This is a genomic window from Paenibacillus sp. SAF-068, assembly GCF_051967555.1.
Taxonomy (GTDB): Bacteria; Bacillota; Bacilli; order Paenibacillales; family Paenibacillaceae; genus Paenibacillus.
In genome coordinates, this window is sequence record NZ_JBQCJX010000003.1 from 90,281 (window position 1) to 108,816 (window position 18,536).

The window sequence follows — 18,536 nt, forward strand, 5'->3', positions numbered from 1 at the left end:
AGGAATTTAACAGGGTGATATCATGAGATCCAGATGTAAAATTAATACATACGGATCTCACTTGGGGGAGTAACAATGATAATTAAACAAATAGTTCCTTTAATTGAAAATATAGGCTCAAATGCTGCTGCTGTAAGAGGACTAATGAATCAAGTGAAGAATTCAATTGCTCGAATGCAACATCCTGCAGGCAGTGGAGAATTCAGGCTATATAATGAGCGTAAGGGAAATGGAGTAAAGCCTATAAAGGAAACTTTTATGTTTGAACTGAAAGAACATAAATGGCTATTAGAACATCGTGTAGATGTGGGTGTTACAAGCAATCGTCCGGGACCAATTGATGCAGTATATCCTTTGGGAAACCAGTTTTTTGCAATGGAATGGGAGACAGGAAATATTAGTTCTTCACATCGAGCGATTAATAAAATGGTCACAGGTATGTTGAGAAATCAGTTGTTGGGGGGAGTATTAGTTCTACCCTCAAGAGAGATGTATGAGTACCTGACAGATCGAGTTGGTAATTTTCGCGAACTTGCTCCCTATTTCGATGTATGGCAAAAGGCTAACTATAATATTGAAGAAGGATATCTCTATGTGATTGAAATTGAGCATCACGGGTTGACGGATGATTCTGCATATAGAATTATCAAGGGTACCGATGGAAGAGCGTTGTTGTAATTTATTTCGTTATGGAGGATTTGTTATATGGGACTTCTTGAAGTTAGGCAGATCAGAGAACGATTATTTGAAAATTATGATGGTATTATTGATTTAGGTGATACAAAGTCTGGAAAGACAGAGGAGCTCGAAAAGAATTTTCTTTCACGTGCTCTAGCGGCATATAGTGTTAATATACTATACCCGACTGTTGAAGTAGGCGAGATCGTAAAATACATTGTTGATGGACCGAATGATAACGGGATTGATGTGATATTTTACAACAGAGATTTAGAAGAATTATGCTTGACACAGTCTAAATTTAATGAAAAAGGTGATTCAGAACCTGATCTTGGAGAGATTAAAAAATTCGTTAGTGGCGTAAGAGACCTAATTAATATGAAATTCGATAAGTTCAACGAAAAGGTCAATCTTCTAAAAGATGAAGTTGTAGAGGCATTGAGAAAAAGCAGGTTAAAGCTAAAAATTGTACTTATTTATACAGCCACAAATCTTTCTGCTCATGCTAGACAAGAGTTTAATGAATTATTAGAAGAATTAAATACTATAAGAGAAGTAGCAGAATTAGAAATAATCAATCAGAAGAGAGTACATTCATCCTTAAGTAATGCTACTTCTAAAAGAAACATAGAAGTTGAGGTTCAATTGAAGCAATGGGGTCATTATCATGGAGGGAAAGAAGCTTTCTATGGGCAAATTTCAGGAGATCAGCTAGCAGAGTGGTGGGAGAGCTATGGTAATGATTTATACGAATACAATTTAAGGAGAGTTTTAGGGACGACAGATATAAATAATGAAATGAGAGAAACCTTAGAAACAGAACCCGAATTATTCTGGTTTTATAACAATGGAGTTACTTTAGTGTGCGAAGAAGTGATTAAGAAGCCTATTTTCGGTAATTCAAGAGACCTAGGTATATTTGATTGCAGAGGGATAAGCATTGTAAATGGGGCTCAGACAGTAGGTGTTATTGGAAAGTACGGACAATCTTCAGAATCTAATAAGACTAATCTACAAAATGTTTATGTTCCATTCAGAATAGTATCAATGCAGACTGTGGACGATGAGGGAAATAATTATCAAGATGAGAACTTTGCATCAGATGTAACATCAAAAAATAATAGACAAAACAGAATTGAAAATAGAGACTTTGTGGTACTTGATCCTATACAAAAACGAATTGAAAATGTACTTGGTATATCAGGGATAACATACCACCTAATGAGATCTGAAGATGAAGAAGTTTCCAGTGAAAATAGCTTTAGTCTGCGGGAAGCGACAAGAGCTCTTTCATTTGCTCAAGATATTGAAGCCACAATTTTAGTTAGTAGAGAAATCGGAACTGTATACTCAGATTTAAATCATGCAAGATATAAGAGATTATTTAATGAAAGCACCACGGGTTATTATGTTTGGAATTGTGTTTTGATCCAAAGAATTATTAATGAGGCTATTAATACTGTAATGGACGAAGAGGGAGATACTGATAAAGCAATCTTATTACATGGACATGAACTTATCAGCAAAGTTATTTTTGATTTACTGACGGTCAGAAACATAAACAAAAATGATATTGGTATAGACTATCTCATAGAAGGTAAGGATTTCATAAATTTGGTTAAAAGTATATTGTCAGTAATTCCTGAAAGTGTAGTTAATACGAAAAAAGGGCTCGCAAATTTCTTTAAAAGCCCTAGTGATATGAGAAACCTATATTTTACTATTATAGGTAGTATTGGAATCATTGAATCGGGTGTAGATGGAGCAGAAGAATCATCGAGAAAAATTGAATTTGACATTTCTCAAATTGAGGCTTTTACACGCATCGAACGTGCAGGTCTGACCAGATTTAACAATAAAATTAATTCTGAGGATGAATTTGCTAAGGAGTTTTTCGAGAATTGGGTAACTACGATATACAATCCAGAGAAACACCATTTCACATATAATTCAAATATACAATTTTATTTAAAGGATGATGGTGTTCAAGCTGCAGATAGATTTTTATTCAGGATTGCATATTACACAAAGCTGATTGTTTCTTTTGAATTTAATGTGTATGGAACTTTGTATAAAAGTAAACTATTCAAATATCCAGAATTTACAGAGTGGGCAGAAAACAATATTGATAACAAGGGTCGTATCATTATCAATAATGAAGAGGCTCTTAACAAAATACTTTATATTGCTCAAAAGTATGTTAACTAATCATATAACATATCTATATAGAGTATTCTATAAGTAGGAAATTAAAATGAAAGGTGTCGGTATGGATTATGAGTATAAGAAAAGGAAGATTTGAGTTTTGTCCAGGATGCGGACAATACAAAGAGAGTGGAGAATTCAGAGGTGGATTATGCAATGAATGTGAAGCACAGAAGGATTAATTAAAATAATATAATAATTGAATTATAAACTAAGGACATTCTTAAGAATGTCCTTAGTTTTCGCTCTACAAATGATACGGTGAACCGTACCATAAGTAACAGCGGAGTGCTTTTGATAAAAATAGAGATATCCGAAAGAAAACAGAGCATCGTTTACCAATTAAAGCCTCTATCCCGATTAGCGGAGTAGAGGCTTTACATATAAAAAAGACCCAATCACCTAAAATGACTGGACCCTCAATCATAAACTATATTTCAAAATCAATCGTACCCTTTCCACTTAACTCAAACGGACCAGGTGTGACATCTGCATCGGGCCTCTTTGTTTCGAAAAAGTCGGAGTCAAAATGATAGGGAGTGCTGTCCGGCTCCTCAAACTTCATGTTGGCGTGATACGTCTTTCCAAGCAGGTCCGTGGTAATTAACAGGGCAGAAGTCCCTCGAAGCAATTCGGGCTCATGGATGTGAATGTGCACCTTACCTAGCGCAGGATCAATCTCCACGTTTATGCCCTTCTGAGCATAGATCTTCGCATCGGATTCATGAGTACTTGGAACCGCATGGTTGAGATACACATTTCCACCCATAGCCACCGGAAGAACGGCATTGCCTATAAAGAAATCCTTCGCCGCATCGCCAAGTTCAAGAAGCTCCTCTTTGGTGTATTCCCACCATTTTTTATCTTTTACATCAGGATGTTGATCATAACCACCCAATCCCACAGCATGCAGATAACATATGGAATTGTCCGGAACACCATCCATGACCGTCTTCCCATCCGCTCCAACGGCATCCCTTGGTTTAAGGGGAAGATGCTCAAAGAAGGTAATAGGGACGGGTTCTTTATTCTCATCGTTATCACCCAAGAAAATATTGTTGTAGTACCTGTCATCGCCTCCCGTGATATTGGAGTACCCCGCCATGGCTGTCTCGTGAGGGAAGTGGTACGGCGTAATCCGCGTAATCTCGGAACGAACTACGAATCGGCCTGCAAATAAATTATGGACAAATGCGCCGCCCTGGGCCATATTTCTGAAATTCATGGGCGAGAGGAATAGATTATGATCGACCATATACGGACCATGGCACACCTCAACGAAGAGGTCTTCCGAGAGATTATCAAAAAATACGTTACGGCTGATGCGAGTCCCCTGTGCCTGCCAGTCCAGCCAAAGCGCTCGGTAACAGCTATACATGATATTCTCGCTAATTTGAGTATCCAGGGAAGCATGCAGTTTAATTCCCGCAACTTCGGCACCGTGTCTAAGCCGTTTGTGATGAATATTATAAATACGGTTCTGGTAAATGCGGCTGAAGGCTGCTCCCATATGACCCACAATACCTGCCTGTTCACAATCATGAATTACATTACCTCGAACGATGTGACTACCGACGCGATCTTTATGCCAGCCGGAGCGTAATGCTCGTAAAATAACCTCCTGCTCCCGTTGAGTACCGCCTTTACTATGCTTCTCCAAAGACTTGCTGTGACCTGTACCGATTTCGGTACCCAGGCTAATACCAACGCACTTGGATTCACTGATGATATTGTTTTCAATAATCCAGCCTTTGCTCCAGTGAGGTCCAATCAAACCTTCCTGGTAATCCGTAGGCGGGGCCCATTGAGGAGAAGCTTGACGAAGTGTGAACCCACTCACGGTGATATAGTTCAGTCCCGGTTTCTCAGGCCAGAAGCAATAAGGACGTACATTTATTTCTACATTTTCCGTACGAGGATCTTTTCCACCAAAGTTAGCCCAGATTTTGGTTGTGGTAGAACCAACCTCGGCATACCAATTCAACAGTGAATCCTCAGGATATTTGGCTTCGGGCCAAATTTTAGGGTTGTGAACGCTTTCAACATTATTGCACTCATACAATGATTTGCCATCCAGATAGACATCCCCGAGATGAACTGGGAAAGGTCCGTCAAATAACCAGTCTCCACTGAGCTCGACCTCAAAGGGATTACGGACGGAAAAGATGGAATTGAGCACTTCTGTGCTCCAAACCTGGTCTCCTTCAGACTTCCAGTTGGTAATCCGCTCAGCTCCTGTAATCACGACTTCCCCGTCTCCTGCGGATCGATATACGATTCGATGCTCCGCTGTTCCTCCATTAGCCGGGTTAACCCATTCCCTGTATACTCCTGCATGAACAATAACGGTATCACCAGCCATGGCATGAGCCGCAGCGCGCGATATGGTACGAAGGGGTTGATCTGCTGTTCCTTTTCCTTGATCATTCCCATGGTTGGATACATGATATTCCATAACAACTCTCCTTCTATTATAAAATCTTTGTTGTATCCCGTTATTATACTAGAAAATAAATATATTGGGAGAGATAGGAAGGTGCATGTTAGCCTGAATTGACATTGAATATAAGGTAAACTACAACCACTTCCCTATGAGGTTGTGTTTTTTTTGCTTTTTGACACTTTAGCTATTATTAAAAGCTATAACCAGCCATGCATTTTTCATATAACATGCTATCTTTCCAATCATGCTATACTCAGTGAACCAAAAAGTTAGAAGGAGAAATAACTATGATACCTTTTCGTAATGATCATGTAGGTAGCTTTCTACGTCCTGCAGATTTAACTCAGGCACGTGAACAATATAAATCAGGCAACATCACATATGAAGAATTAAGAGCTGTGGAAGATCAAGAGATTATTCGAATTATTGAAAAGCAGAAGGAGAATGGTGTATCTGCCGTTACGGATGGTGAATTCCGCAGAAGCTGGTGGCATTTTGATTTTCTGGGCGGCTTGGATGGTGTAGAGCTGTATGAGGAAATTGATGGGCCTCAGTTCCATAACATGCAGACTCGAAAGGGTGGAATTCGTGTTGTTGGTAAAGTAGATTTTTCGAGTCATCCCTTTGTTGAAGACTTCAAATTTGTGAAAAAGCATGCAGGTGACGCAGTGGCGAAACAGACTATTCCAAGTCCCAACATGCTTCTATATCGGTTGGAAAATGGCGCCAATATCTATACGGACCGGGAGCAATTCCTTCAGGATACAATTGCGGCGTATCAAAAAGCCATTCAGGCTTTCTATGATGCGGGATGTCGATACCTGCGATTAGATGATACCGCTTGGGCAGACCTATTCTCAGAAGCTGGCCACGATAAGCTGCGTGCCAAAGGTCTGGAACCGGCGGAAGAGTTGAAAACGATGCAGCGAATGATTAACGAAACTTTGGCTCATAAACCGACAGATTTAGTTGTGACGATGCATATTTGTCGCGGTAACTATAAATCGAACTATTTCTCAACGGGTGGTTACGAGTACGCTTCTGAAGTTATTTTTGGAGGCTTAAACGTAGATGGATTATTCCTGGAATTTGATGATGAGCGCTCAGGTGGTTTTGAGCCATTACAATATGTGAATCGAACAGATTTGAAAATCGTGCTTGGTTTACTCACATCGAAAACAGGCGAGTTAGAGGATAAGGAACAGATTAAAGCCCGGATTGCAGAGGCGGCAACTTATGTTCCTCTAGAGCAACTTTGTTTGAGCCCACAATGCGGCTTTTCTTCTACGGAAGAAGGCAATATTTTAACGGAAGAACAACAATGGCGTAAACTTCGTTATGTGAAGGAAATTGCAGAAGAAGTTTGGAATGAATCCAACTAAATAACGGAGGGGATGTAAAATGACAATTCAAGCAGACCAAGAGACAGTTATCGTTGAAGCATTCATTAATGGTCAACATGTAAAATCCCTTTCGCAGTTAGCTAAAGAGAACCCGACCAACCCATCCGAGATCGTAGGCTATTTCCCTGTCACAACGAGAGAACAAGCAATTGATGCGATTGAAGCGGCGGCAGTGGCATTTAAAACCTGGAAGCAGACTTCCATTGATGAACGCATTATGATGATGCGCAAGGCGATCGAGAAGATTAGAGCAGCTGAGAATGAAATTGTACATTTGCTGTCCAGAGAGCATGGCAAGCCCTTGTATGATGCACACGGTGAAATTTATGTTTCGTTAATGTGGATGGAGTTTGCTTGTAATGAAGTTACATCGGCTCTACAGGAAGAGATCAAAACGCATGAGAATGATAAAACGATTCTTTCCTATGATCCCATTGGTGTGGTAGCGGCGATTAGTCCATGGAACTATCCCATTGCTTTATCTACGATTAAGATCGCTCCTGCCTTACTTGCGGGAAACACCATTGTGCTTAAACCGAGTCCGTATGCACCGCTGGCGGCAGCGAAGGTGGCAGAGATTATTGCGAGTGAGTTCCCGGCTGGTGTAATCAATGTTGTTCATGGTGATGCGGATGTGGGCGTTGAACTGACCACGAATCCCCATGTTACGAAGATCGCCTTTACAGGTGGGACCGCAACAGCTAAGCATATTATCAAAGCAGCTTCGGAAACGATTAAGGATATGACGCTTGAGCTTGGTGGCAATGATGCGGCGATCTTCTTGGAAAGCTTTGATGTTCATGATGAGCGAGCCATGCGACGGATTGTCATTTCTAATTTCTTGACAGCAGGCCAGATCTGTATGATCGCCAAACGTGTGTATGTACACCGTTCTATTTATGATGAGTTTGTGGAAAAATATATAGAAGCGGCAAATCGCTGGATTCGAATTGGTGATCCCTTTGATTCAAATACGACGGTAGGCCCGGTTAATAACCTGAAGCAAAAAGATTACGTGCTTGGTTTGGTTGAAGATGCGCAAAAGCGAGGGGCTAAGGTCATCCCTCTCGGTCAAATTCTGGATCAGAAGCTGTTTGACCAAGGTTACTTCTTACAACCTACGCTTGTTTTGAATTGCGATGTTCATGATCCGATTGTGGTGGAGGAACAGTTTGGCCCTACGGTTCCGATTCTGCCATTTGACGATGAAGAGCAGGTAATTCATCTACACAATGAGAGCATATATGGATTGACGAGTTCTGTGTGGGGCAAAGAAGAGGATGCCATCTCCGTCGCACGTCAACTCGAAGCTGGAACGACGATGATCAATACCGCTGCTGTGCAGGGGCTCGACGTTCGGTTCCCTTTCGGTGGCTTCAAGCAATCGGGTATTGGCCGTGAATACGGCGCGGAAGGTATACGCACGTATACCGAAAAACATGTCATCAACGTTCCGAAGACATTGGATCTTCCTTATATCCCAGAATAAATCGTATAGAAGTTGTTCAAAAAAATTCTAACTTTGCGCTTTGTTTACTGATTTTTAAGAATCAGTAGACGGGGCGTTTTTTGTCAGATCATAGGAAATAAAGAAGCCACTCCATTTTTGGAGTGGCTTTGTATTCAGCTCTTACACGGTGAACGACGGTTATCTTCTACCTAGTGTCTCCCAAATTCCATGGAGCCAGGAGTCAAACTCAGCATCTTTGTCGCCCTCGTAGGTATCATAGAGATCCAGACGTGTCTTTTGCAGTTTTTCCTTAAATTCCTCAAATGTATGACCTTCAGGAAGGCTTTTTTTGATCCGCAGCAAAATTTTGTTAGTCCCTTTAAACAGCTCACCTTTGTTTTTGGCAGGCATTTGTACATCTTCATCCAACTGTTTCAGCTTGAGATATGCGGCTTCACGCACCTGGAACACTTGATCATTTTTCAAAACATGCTGCAGCAACTTAATGGTAGGTTCTGTATTCCAGTTCCCCAATTCGTTCACCGCATTCAGTCTGTCTCTCCAGCTTGACGTCCGATTAGCCGCTCGTTTGAGCTCTTCAAGGTTCTCCGGTAGTTCGTTAACTGCTCCAATATCATGGTTGTTCGTCAAAATTCAATCTCCTTAATCATCGCCATCTCGGCAGAATGATGAATGTTATTTATGTGATCACTATTATAGCACGAACCAGACTAAACTACTCTTATGAAGCCGACTCCTTAATGAAGCCTACCATATACACCCAACCAATCAGTCCACATAAGACAAAACCAAACGCATGCAGAGCTCCGTAAATGGGAATGAAATCAAGTATGGTTAAGGAATACATATTTTTCAGTAACGGATAGAAGATGGAAATGACAACAACCGTATAAAAGGCTAGACAAGAAAGGCCTAAGAAGAAGGCTGCCTTAATATCCAAAGCATTTTTCTTTAAGTAAGTAAGGAGATAAGCGGTGTAAACCACAATATTACAGGCGAACAAAGTGACACCGACATATTCAATTGGCTTGGAGAAAATCATACCAATAGCAATCAGAATGGGTCCGATGATATCGATCGCAACGACCCAGGGATACCAGCTTTTCTTCGTCATGATGCGTCCCAGTGCACCAATAAAAATGGGGACAATTGCAGATGAAAAATGAAAGTGAACCGAGCTTAATGCGTGCGTTGCAGGATTAGCCTGGAAGAGGTTTACTTGATATTGATATAAGGTAAACCAAATGCCCCCGATCAAAAAATAAACGAGCCCCGCGCCAATCGCTATTTCCGCTGCTTTTCCTTTAGCAATCATAATCGTGGTCAAGCCATAGATGCCAAGCAGCAGTGTGAACAGTAGCCACCCAAGGGACAGAATGCCTGGGATTGTCGCACTTTCTAACCCCCACATCCTACTACTCATTACTGAGGTTAGGGTAAGAAGCGCTGCGGGAAATTGAAGCCATTTCATAGCAGCATAAATCATTCGTTGATGTGTATTCTTTTCGTCATGGTTCAAAAGTAAAATCACAAGAGGCACAATGACGAAAGCCGCAAAAAGCAGAAATTTCTCAACAAGTTCAAATTGAAAGTAATCCAGAGAAAATATCAGAATCGTTATGATTCCCCCGGGAAATGCGGGTGATTTCATGAGTTGCCTGAGAGAACTATTCATGGGGTTTCCTTTCTGATTACGTTTATCGTAAGATCTGCCTGCATTCAGTTATGTAGTGTTTCTTTAGTATAGAACGGCAAGTCTCCTTCTAGTAGTCTATTATGAAACAGTGCTTTAATAAAGGAGCCGTGGAATCCAATGAATAAAAACAAAAGTACAGAAATGAAACGCTCTTCAAGAGCAGAAAATATCCTATCACAGATCAATAGTAAAACTAAGCTAGGCGAATTACGTGAAATCGCGAAGGACATTAAAAAAGATCACGAACTAGCGATGGAACTTTGGTCAACCGAAGAGTTTTTGCCCAGACTATTAGCAATCTTAATTATGGATAAAAAACTTCTTTCAGAAGAGGTGCTGAATAAGTTGGACAAGGATATGCAGACTTACCCTTTTGATGAGCGAAATAACTTAATGGATTGGTTAATGGCTAATCAGCTCAGCAAAGACAAGAAGACAATTGCATTGATGGAGTCATGGGAGAATAGCCCTTCTGCTCTTCAAAGGCGAGTTTTCTGGTATTATCAAGCGCGATTGAGATGGACCGGACAAACACCGCCTGATAATACCGAAGACTTGCTATCTGCAATTGAAGCTAATATTAGGCAGGAAGAACCGGAAGTTCAATGGGCTATGAATTTCATTGCAGGCTGGATAGGTGTTTATGATCAAAAGTATCGTGCACGTTGTATTAAACTTGGTGAGAATACGGGTCTTTATAAAGATGAAATGGTATCTAAGGGCTGTACACCTCATTATTTGCCAGAGTTCATTGCGATTGAAGTTAACAAACGAATTAAAAATTAGTTATCCCTGAAAAAAGACAGAGTTTCGTCTCTAGAATGATTCGGTGAACGTACCAAGTAGTATAAAAAACGCCACAGCACCTGCATGAAGCAGAGTTGTGGCGTTTTTTTATTTAAGAATAAACCTCCTCAATAACAAGGCTTCATTCTTCAAATCCCAATAAATTTATGCATTCTTTGTGATTCAACCAGGCAAAGGCAACTGTCATCACGTTCTTGTTCAGTTTTTGTTTAGAGTAAATGATTATACTAAAATTCGCAATAAATCTGGAGACGGGAAGAAGGTAATAAACGTTGTGATAGATCGTTTTTGAACAGTGTGAGTTGCAGACGAAGCAACACAAGAATTTTGCTGTAGTAGAGGATTACATTTTACATTTCATTTTTGTACGGAGGAAATAAGTATGGGCAACGGTATTAAAAAAATCATTTCAATTGTGCTTACGGTGTGTCTAATGTTTGGGGTTAGTGGTTTGGCCCCTTTGGACGGCTCAGTGGCCAATGCTGCAATCGCTCCAACGACAGCGGAGACGAATTACGGTCAATACCGGGTCAAGTTAACTGCCGACCCGGTGACGGATACGCCGCCTAGCGGTTTTGGTACAGCTGCATCAGACGGACGTATCTGGACTGACAAGAGCGTCACAGCAGAGGGTGATGGCAGTTTCAATGTAAAATTGTCAGCGCTAGCACAAGAATATATGACGGCAAATTCCACCAATCCAGGTGTCGGAGGGAGCGGCAGTACTGATGGTCCTGCGGCAGATGTAACCTTCATATTGGACATGAGTTCGTCTATGGGCAATCTGAATGGGAGAGAAATAGCGGAAACAGCAGGTGGACCCGGTGTGTACTATCGTGTCGAAGCGATGGCCAAGGCAGCCAATGATGCAATCCGCACAGTCATGGATGCCAATCCCAATAACCGGGTTGCCGTTTATTGGTTTGGAGGATCGGCTAGCTCCAACCACCTCGGCACGTTTATGGAACTTGGGCACTACGACTTTGGTACAGGACATGGAACGGAAGATTTTTTGAAATATGCAACAAACCAAACCATCACGGTGAACAGTAATCTGACCAAGGATGGCAGTCCCGTTGGTACACAATCGGCAGTTTCGTTGGGGGCAGGAACACCAACACAGGATGGCATCATGTATGGCGTTTCGAAGACGATGAAAAATGTGGGAACCAAGGGTACGGGACCTAAGCGTCAGCCGTATTTGTTCCTTCTATCGGACGGGGCGGCGATTCATGCCAAGAAGGCATGGTATTCTTCCCCAAAAGGAAAATCATTCGAATCGGATTATAACAATGCATTAACCGAAGCTACAACGATTGCTAACTATACTCAGAGTGGAACTGATGGCACCAAATACGTACCTGCTACTGCCGGTACCAGCCTTGCCAATACAGGTGATCCGGAAATCGCTGCGCTGACTATACTCACCGGCGCATATATGAAGGGTCTTTTGGATAATCAGTACACGGCATACAATGGAGGAGAATCCACTAAGGCCAAAGTGTATACAGTGGGACTGGGTTCCACAACGGCAATTAACGGACCATATAGTGGTAGCCAGCCAGTCTATGCATGGGCAGGGCTTGACCCGAAAAGAGTCAACGATCATAAGGATGACAGCAGTTATAACTATGGTACGGCAAAGAATACGTATGACAAGCTGAAAACCTATGCTGCACAGGGACCAAATGGTTTTAACTACGCAGATTCTTTTGTATACAGTAATTATTATACATTCGCTCCAACCTACGACATTGTCAGTTCAGCTTTTGCTGGCTTGGCCAATGATGTAGAAGCTACTACGACCATACTTCCGCTTCTCAATATACCGGAGACTACGGATCTTGGCTCAGAGACAGCCGATATAGCAAGTGCAATTGTCGTTGCAGACGAAATTAGCGAAGACTTTAATGTGGATCTGTCCACGTTGAAAATCGGTGACACCGTTGCAACAGTGGATGCAACTACGACGATCAATGGCGGTACAGCGTATCAATTCGCTGGATACGGAAGTAAAGCCGTCATTAAGACAGTCGCAGGCGTTACCAATCTCACTTGGTATATCGACGCAGAAGACATGCAACCGCATATTTATCGCTTCAAGAACCGGACAAACCCACAATCGGGGGATTATAGTGCGCCAGCAGAAGGTACTTTTAAGCTCAGTTATAAAGTAAAACCGACTTTTCAGGTATCGCCGAATCAAGTCGGGGATCTATCCCGCTATCTCAACTCGGGTAATGATATGGATGGGGCCAAAACAGCGGCTTATTTCTTCCCGCCTACGGACAGCCCTTACTATCTTGCTTTAACGAGTAAGCAAACGATCTCCAAAACAGATGGAATCGGTGCATCGTACGTAACCGAGGAGTCGCTGAACCAGGGCAAGGCGACGATGAGACTTGGAAACAACGGTAAACTTGATCTGATGATGGGAATCAGCAAGACAGGTCCGGTGACAGTTCTGACCAACGGTTCGATGGACTATACAGTTACCATTTATAGCTATACCAATACGTCAAAAACCGGACTTAGTGTCACCAGTGACGGTCAAACACAAACGGGAATTGATGTTCCAGCCAACAGCAGCAAAGTGCTGACGTTCACTATAACGGCACCAAGTACGCAGCAGACACTAGTCAGTGATAACGCTGTAATAACGGGGATCAACCTGGGCTCGAATACAGTGACTACCACTGTAACGGATGTAACAACAGCAGTAATCACCACCCATGTCATCGGAGCTGTTGGCGGCTCGGCTGCAGGGGATGACACCTATGATATTGGTGATTCAGCGACACTTACAGCCAGCCCGGTTCTAGGCTATGCATTCGTGGGATGGTATGACAATCAAGAGGGGACAGGTACTCCATTAAGTACAGATGCAACCTATACGTTTACCGTTCAGACGGATGTGGACTATTATGCTAAATTTGAAATATTGCCTTTCGCTGAGAATGACACCTATAGTGTCTTGCGAGGAGATACGCTCACCATTCCGGTGGCAGAAGGAATCTTGTTGAATGATACAGATGCGAAGAATCGTCCGCTTACGGCAGTGAATATCAGCTCAATCAGTGATCCGAGCAAGGGTGACCTTAATGTAAATTCGGATGGCTCATTTACGTTTGTGGCGGATAGCGAAGCGTCTGGTAGTGTGACGTTCACCTACCAAGCTGATAATGGAATTGCCCTTTCGAATGAAGCTACGGTGACAATCACGATTATGCTACCCGTTGCTACACATGAGCCTGTGGCGGAAAATGATAATTATCGCATAAAGAGTGGGGATACACTCATCGTTCCAGTCGAGACAGGTTTGCTCTCGAATGATACGGATGATGAGGATCATCCTCTTACCGTGACAAATATCAGCTCAATCAGCGATCCAAGTATGGGCACGCTGAATGTGGACCCAGATGGATCGTTCACGTTCAATGTGGAGGAGAATGCTTCCGGTAAAGTGACGTTTACGTACCAAGCGTTTGACGGAACCGTTCATTCGAGTGTAGCGACGGTGACGATCACAATTACGATGCCAATTACTACGCATGTCATTGGGAGTGTGGGCGGCACGACTTCGGGTGATGATGCTTATGGGTTTGGTGAAACAGCAACGATTACGGCTAATCCGGCTGTGGGCTATTCATTCACAGGTTGGTATGACAATGAGGAAGGTGCAGGCAGTCCTGTAAGCACAGCTGCGGCCTATTCCTTTACTGTTCATACAGCTGGAGACTATTATGCAAAATTCAAAGCGGTTCCAGCTGCCGCTAATGACAGCTACCAGGTTGTCAGAGGAAGTACGCTGACTGTCCCGGCAGAACACGGATTCCTATCCAATGATACTAACGCTGGAAATGATACCCTTATTGCAGTGAATATCAGTTCAGTTAGCGATGCAAGCAAGGGTACGCTGACCGCCAGCTCGGATGGTTCATTCACGTTCGAGGCAAAAGAAGAAGCGTTCGGCAGTGTGACGTTCACCTATCAAGCTTCTGACGGAACAGGTCAGTCCAACATAGCCACGGTGACAATCACAATGACCAACCCGAGCATTGTTGGAACGGTCACGGATAAAAAAACCGGTAATCCGATATCAGGCGCAACAATAATTCTACGTGACCTTGCAGGTAAAGAGAAGGGACGGGTCACAACGGGTTCAGATGGCAAGTACACTTTTGAAGATGTCGTGATCAATAAATATATGCTAGAAGTGATTAGCGATGAGTACGGCCTTGCTCATAGAGAAGTTTCAGTATCTACGACCAACGGCAATGCGAACGGAGTGGTTACTCAGGACTTCGAGCTTGTCGAGTATGAAATGACGTTGACGGCCAACCCATCGTCCATACTTGGTAACGGCACGTCAACATCGATCTTTAAGGCGATGGTGACTGATAAAGAGGGTCATCCTCAGGCAGGGGTTCAAGTCGTATTTGATGTGCCAAATACAACGTACGGTCATTTTGCTGGAAACTCCAATACGGTAAGTGTTTTAACGGATGCAGATGGCATCGCAACCACAACCTTCACCGCGGGGGTTCTTGGTGGTACGGGGTCTGCATCCATACCGCTGACGGCAACGGTCGATGATAAACCTAGAGGTCTCCATGTAAGTGATATCATCTATATTACCATCACCCCTGGTGTGATCACGGGTATTGTCACAGACCAAGCGGGTCACCCGGTAGCAGGCGCTTTAATTAAGGTGAGCAAAGATTTTGACGGTGACGGCATTGCCGATTTTCATGCGGTTGCAGTTACAGCGGGCGATGGAGCATACACCCTGGCTATACCGCAGGGTAATGTGACGTACGATGTATCCATTACGAAGCAAGTAGATATTGGCGGACAGAAAACATCCGTCACGTTTAATCAGAGTGTTCCAGTAAACGCCAGTGTGGATGGCCGATCCTTTGAGGGGAACAAAACAGTCTCGGGTGTTGTCTTGGTGGAAACATCGCAGGGTGGCTCCCTGGCACTCAACGGTACTGTGGGTGGAGGCTATACGGTTTTGATCAATGACGGCAATGGGGCTCATACAGGCCAAGTTGACTCCAATGGAATATTCAATATCGACAGTGTACTTAAGGGCAGCTACACTGCCGATGTCATTTATAACATTCCGCTTCCGGGCGGTGGAACACAACCTGTTGTAGTCGGCCATGCTGATATTGAAATCAGTTCAGACGGACAAATCAGCATTAGTGAGGTGCTCATTGATCCCTACGGTACAATTACCGATTCCGTGACGGGTCATCCAATATCCGGTGCAATCGTTACGCTTCATTACAGCAACGGAACGGTGGTCAACTTGCCACCTGTGAACAATTTCCCACCAGCGGATAATGCGAACCCGCAGACGAGTGATGCGACAGGGCAGTATGCGTTCATGGTATTTCCGCATACGGATTACTATTTAACCGCGACCAAGGCAGGATATAAGGATTTCGACAGTAGAGTTGTTGATACGAACCAGCCGCTAATTCATGTAGGTACGGAGATTGTGCTGTACGACTTTAGCATGACGCCACTGCCGTCATCCAACGGAGGGGGCTCTCCAGTTGTAACGACTGATCCTGTTGGATTGCCAGTCACAACGACTGAGCCTACGACAACCATAACGACTAAGCCGATCGACTTTGCCACAGCCATTCTTGTGGATAAAATGAAGGGCAGAGAAGGCGATACGCTAACCTTTACGGTGATTTACGCCAATAAAACGCTGACTGAGGCTGATGGCTTGTATGTTAAAGCTACGATCCCGGCGGGATTGAGTTTAGTTGATGCAAACGGCGGAATAGTTAGCGGCCAAGAAATCAAGTGGAATGTTGGTAAGGTAGCGGGAGACACGCGTGGCCAATTGACGTTTAAACTAAAGGTTAACGAAATGACCGAAGGAGAGAACTATGCTTCTGTAACAGCTGTGGTCGGCTCTGAACATAAGCTTACGCTTGTGAATACGCAAGACGATATGTCCTTGATTAAAGTGATGTTGTACTCTAACCGTTATGAGCACAAGCATGATCGATATATTATGGGTTACCCAGACGGTAATGTGAAACCTGAAAAGCTCATCACGCGTGCAGAGATTGCAGCTATTTTTGCCCGAACGCTTCATTTGCAAGATGAGGTTCGACACATCAAACTGTACAGCGATGTCGCTACGAATTACTGGGGTGCCGATTATATCGAAGCTGTCGCAAATAAAGGAATATTCAAAGGATATGCGGATCATACATTCAGACCGGATCAGCCCATTACAAGAGCAGAGTTGGCAACAGCCATTGCGCGTTATCTCGGCGTTGCCAAAGAGCTGAAGATGGACCATATCTTGAGAATGAGCCCGTTTACAGATATTGAGGGGAACTGGGCAGAGCAGTCTATTGATGAAGTTTTCCGTTTCGGTATCGTATCAGGGTATAAAGATGCATCCTTCCAACCTGGAAGTCAGATTACCCGAGAGGAAGCCGTTAAGATGATTAATGGGATGCTTTATAGAGGTCCTCTGACTGGAGCAGAACCTTCATATCCGGACAACCGTTTGGACAAATGGTCATATGGACATGTCGAGGAAGCAACGAGAACCCATACGTATAAAATCAATGAAGATGGCTCCGAAACGATGATCGAGTACATCCCGCAAGATCTGTGGTAATTTTCCATTGTGAACACACTCAAACCTAGTATTATGTGTATGCTATCTTAAACTCAGCTGAGGGATCTAATTAGATTCCTCAGTTTTTTTACTATCCGGTTACGTGCATACCAATTGGGGAGTGGATCCATAACGATAGACACAAAAAAGAACCGCATATCACGCGGCTCTTCAATTGAATTACGTTTCTTTTCGTTCGAGTCTTTTTCCCTTTTAGCGCCCGCCCGTATTCGAAGCCCAGACAGGAATCCAACTGTTCGGATAATTGCTATTGGTCAGCGTTGTGTTATAGAGAACTAAATTCCCATCACTTTGCATGACCAGGGTGTCACCCGTTGTGTTAGCTGGTAAGCTGCCCCCATGATGGCCTGGAATCCATGAGGTGGTGTTGGGAGACCAAGCAGCTACCTGTACAGAAGTATCAATCATCAAAACTTTATCCCATCCCCAACCCGTATAATATTCGAATTTACCTGTAGCCGGGTTGAAACCATAACGATAACCATATTGGTAAACATCCTGATACTTCGTTCCATATTTATACATAATAGGTTTCCCGGATTGCGGTTCGAATGTAAACGAAAGAGCCCCACTGTTACTGGTCCCGCTGCTCCAAAGAGAAGAACCGTTCTGATAGATAACGAAGTTCCCGTCATTCTGCCAAATGGCTGAGAACCTGCCATCTTGTGAGGTGAGATAGTCCCCCTTCGCCATGCTTTGGCCGATTGTGAGTTTATCTCCAAGATAGCCGGCAGAAGCTGTCGCGGGTACGGCAAATGCAAGAATCAACAAGTAAGCCATAAGAATTCGAATTGTTTTTGGGAAAAATCGTTTGTTCATTGGACACGCTCCTATGTTTTTTATATGGGTAGGAAAGACGGGAAATAAGATCTAAAATACTTCTAACGGTCACCTCCTTTACAGAAAGCATGAAAATTTTTGATTCTATTATGTAATGGGATGTGTGCTTGTAAGAGATGGAAGCGAGTGTTGCTTGTGCTTTGATAGAGGAATCGCAGTATCGGTAAAGTTCAATACTTTTTTTTCCATTATAGCAATTCAGAAATATAAAATCCATATTTATCTATAAAAAATTCTGAATCTATCAATCATATCCAATGCGTCCTAATCTTTCGTCTCCTCTATCAATCCTCCAAAATTTTTACATACAA

The 18,536-nt window shown here is 43.0% G+C and carries 10 protein-coding genes; 6 read left to right on the top strand and 4 right to left on the bottom strand.

Annotated elements, in window-relative coordinates; all coding sequences use genetic code 11:
* The first annotated feature begins 75 nt into the window (after positions 1–75).
* Positions 76–678, top strand: a complete 603-nt coding sequence (locus ACTHPG_RS18235) for a hypothetical protein (RefSeq protein WP_440390894.1) — start codon at positions 76–78, stop codon at positions 676–678.
* Positions 679–705: 27 nt separating this feature from the next.
* The gene (locus ACTHPG_RS18240) at positions 706–2,886 is read left to right on the top strand and encodes an AIPR family protein (protein WP_440390895.1); all 2,181 of its coding nucleotides are present in this window, start codon (positions 706–708) and stop codon (positions 2,884–2,886) included.
* 427 nt (positions 2,887–3,313) lie between these two features.
* Here ACTHPG_RS18240 and ACTHPG_RS18245 read toward each other — a convergent pair whose 3' ends face one another.
* Positions 3,314–5,338, bottom strand: coding sequence for a right-handed parallel beta-helix repeat-containing protein (locus ACTHPG_RS18245; RefSeq protein ID WP_440390896.1), 2,025 nt, complete (start codon positions 5,336–5,338; stop codon positions 3,314–3,316).
* A gap of 275 nt (positions 5,339–5,613) precedes the next feature.
* Here ACTHPG_RS18245 and ACTHPG_RS18250 point away from each other — a divergent pair, with 275 nt between their 5' ends.
* The gene (locus tag ACTHPG_RS18250; protein ID WP_440390897.1) at positions 5,614–6,708 is read left to right on the top strand and encodes a 5-methyltetrahydropteroyltriglutamate--homocysteine S-methyltransferase; all 1,095 of its coding nucleotides are present in this window, start codon (positions 5,614–5,616) and stop codon (positions 6,706–6,708) included.
* 19 nt (positions 6,709–6,727) lie between these two features.
* Positions 6,728–8,218, top strand: coding sequence for an aldehyde dehydrogenase family protein (locus ACTHPG_RS18255; RefSeq protein WP_440390898.1), 1,491 nt, complete (start codon positions 6,728–6,730; stop codon positions 8,216–8,218).
* 159 nt (positions 8,219–8,377) lie between these two features.
* On the opposite strand, the gene ACTHPG_RS18260 is transcribed toward ACTHPG_RS18255, so the two are convergent.
* Together ACTHPG_RS18260 and ACTHPG_RS18265 are read right to left on the bottom strand one after the other, a co-directional pair.
* Positions 8,378–8,830, bottom strand: coding sequence for a HEAT repeat domain-containing protein (locus ACTHPG_RS18260; RefSeq protein WP_440390899.1), 453 nt, complete (start codon positions 8,828–8,830; stop codon positions 8,378–8,380).
* A 91-nt stretch (positions 8,831–8,921) separates the two neighbouring features.
* The gene (locus tag ACTHPG_RS18265) at positions 8,922–9,875 is read right to left on the bottom strand and encodes a YndJ family transporter (protein ID WP_440390900.1); all 954 of its coding nucleotides are present in this window, start codon (positions 9,873–9,875) and stop codon (positions 8,922–8,924) included.
* 138 nt (positions 9,876–10,013) lie between these two features.
* On the opposite strand from ACTHPG_RS18265, the gene ACTHPG_RS18270 reads away from it, so the two are divergent.
* Both ACTHPG_RS18270 and ACTHPG_RS18275 read left to right on the top strand, forming a co-directional pair.
* Positions 10,014–10,682: a DNA alkylation repair protein gene (locus ACTHPG_RS18270; RefSeq protein WP_440390901.1), complete on the top strand. Its 669-nt coding sequence runs from the start codon at positions 10,014–10,016 to the stop codon at positions 10,680–10,682.
* 403 nt (positions 10,683–11,085) lie between these two features.
* Positions 11,086–17,364, top strand: coding sequence for an Ig-like domain-containing protein (locus ACTHPG_RS18275; RefSeq protein WP_440390902.1), 6,279 nt, complete (start codon positions 11,086–11,088; stop codon positions 17,362–17,364).
* Positions 17,365–17,577: 213 nt separating this feature from the next.
* Here ACTHPG_RS18275 and ACTHPG_RS18280 read toward each other — a convergent pair whose 3' ends face one another.
* Positions 17,578–18,204, bottom strand: a complete 627-nt coding sequence (locus tag ACTHPG_RS18280; RefSeq protein WP_440390903.1) for a hypothetical protein — start codon at positions 18,202–18,204, stop codon at positions 17,578–17,580.
* Positions 18,205–18,536 lie beyond the last annotated feature (332 nt).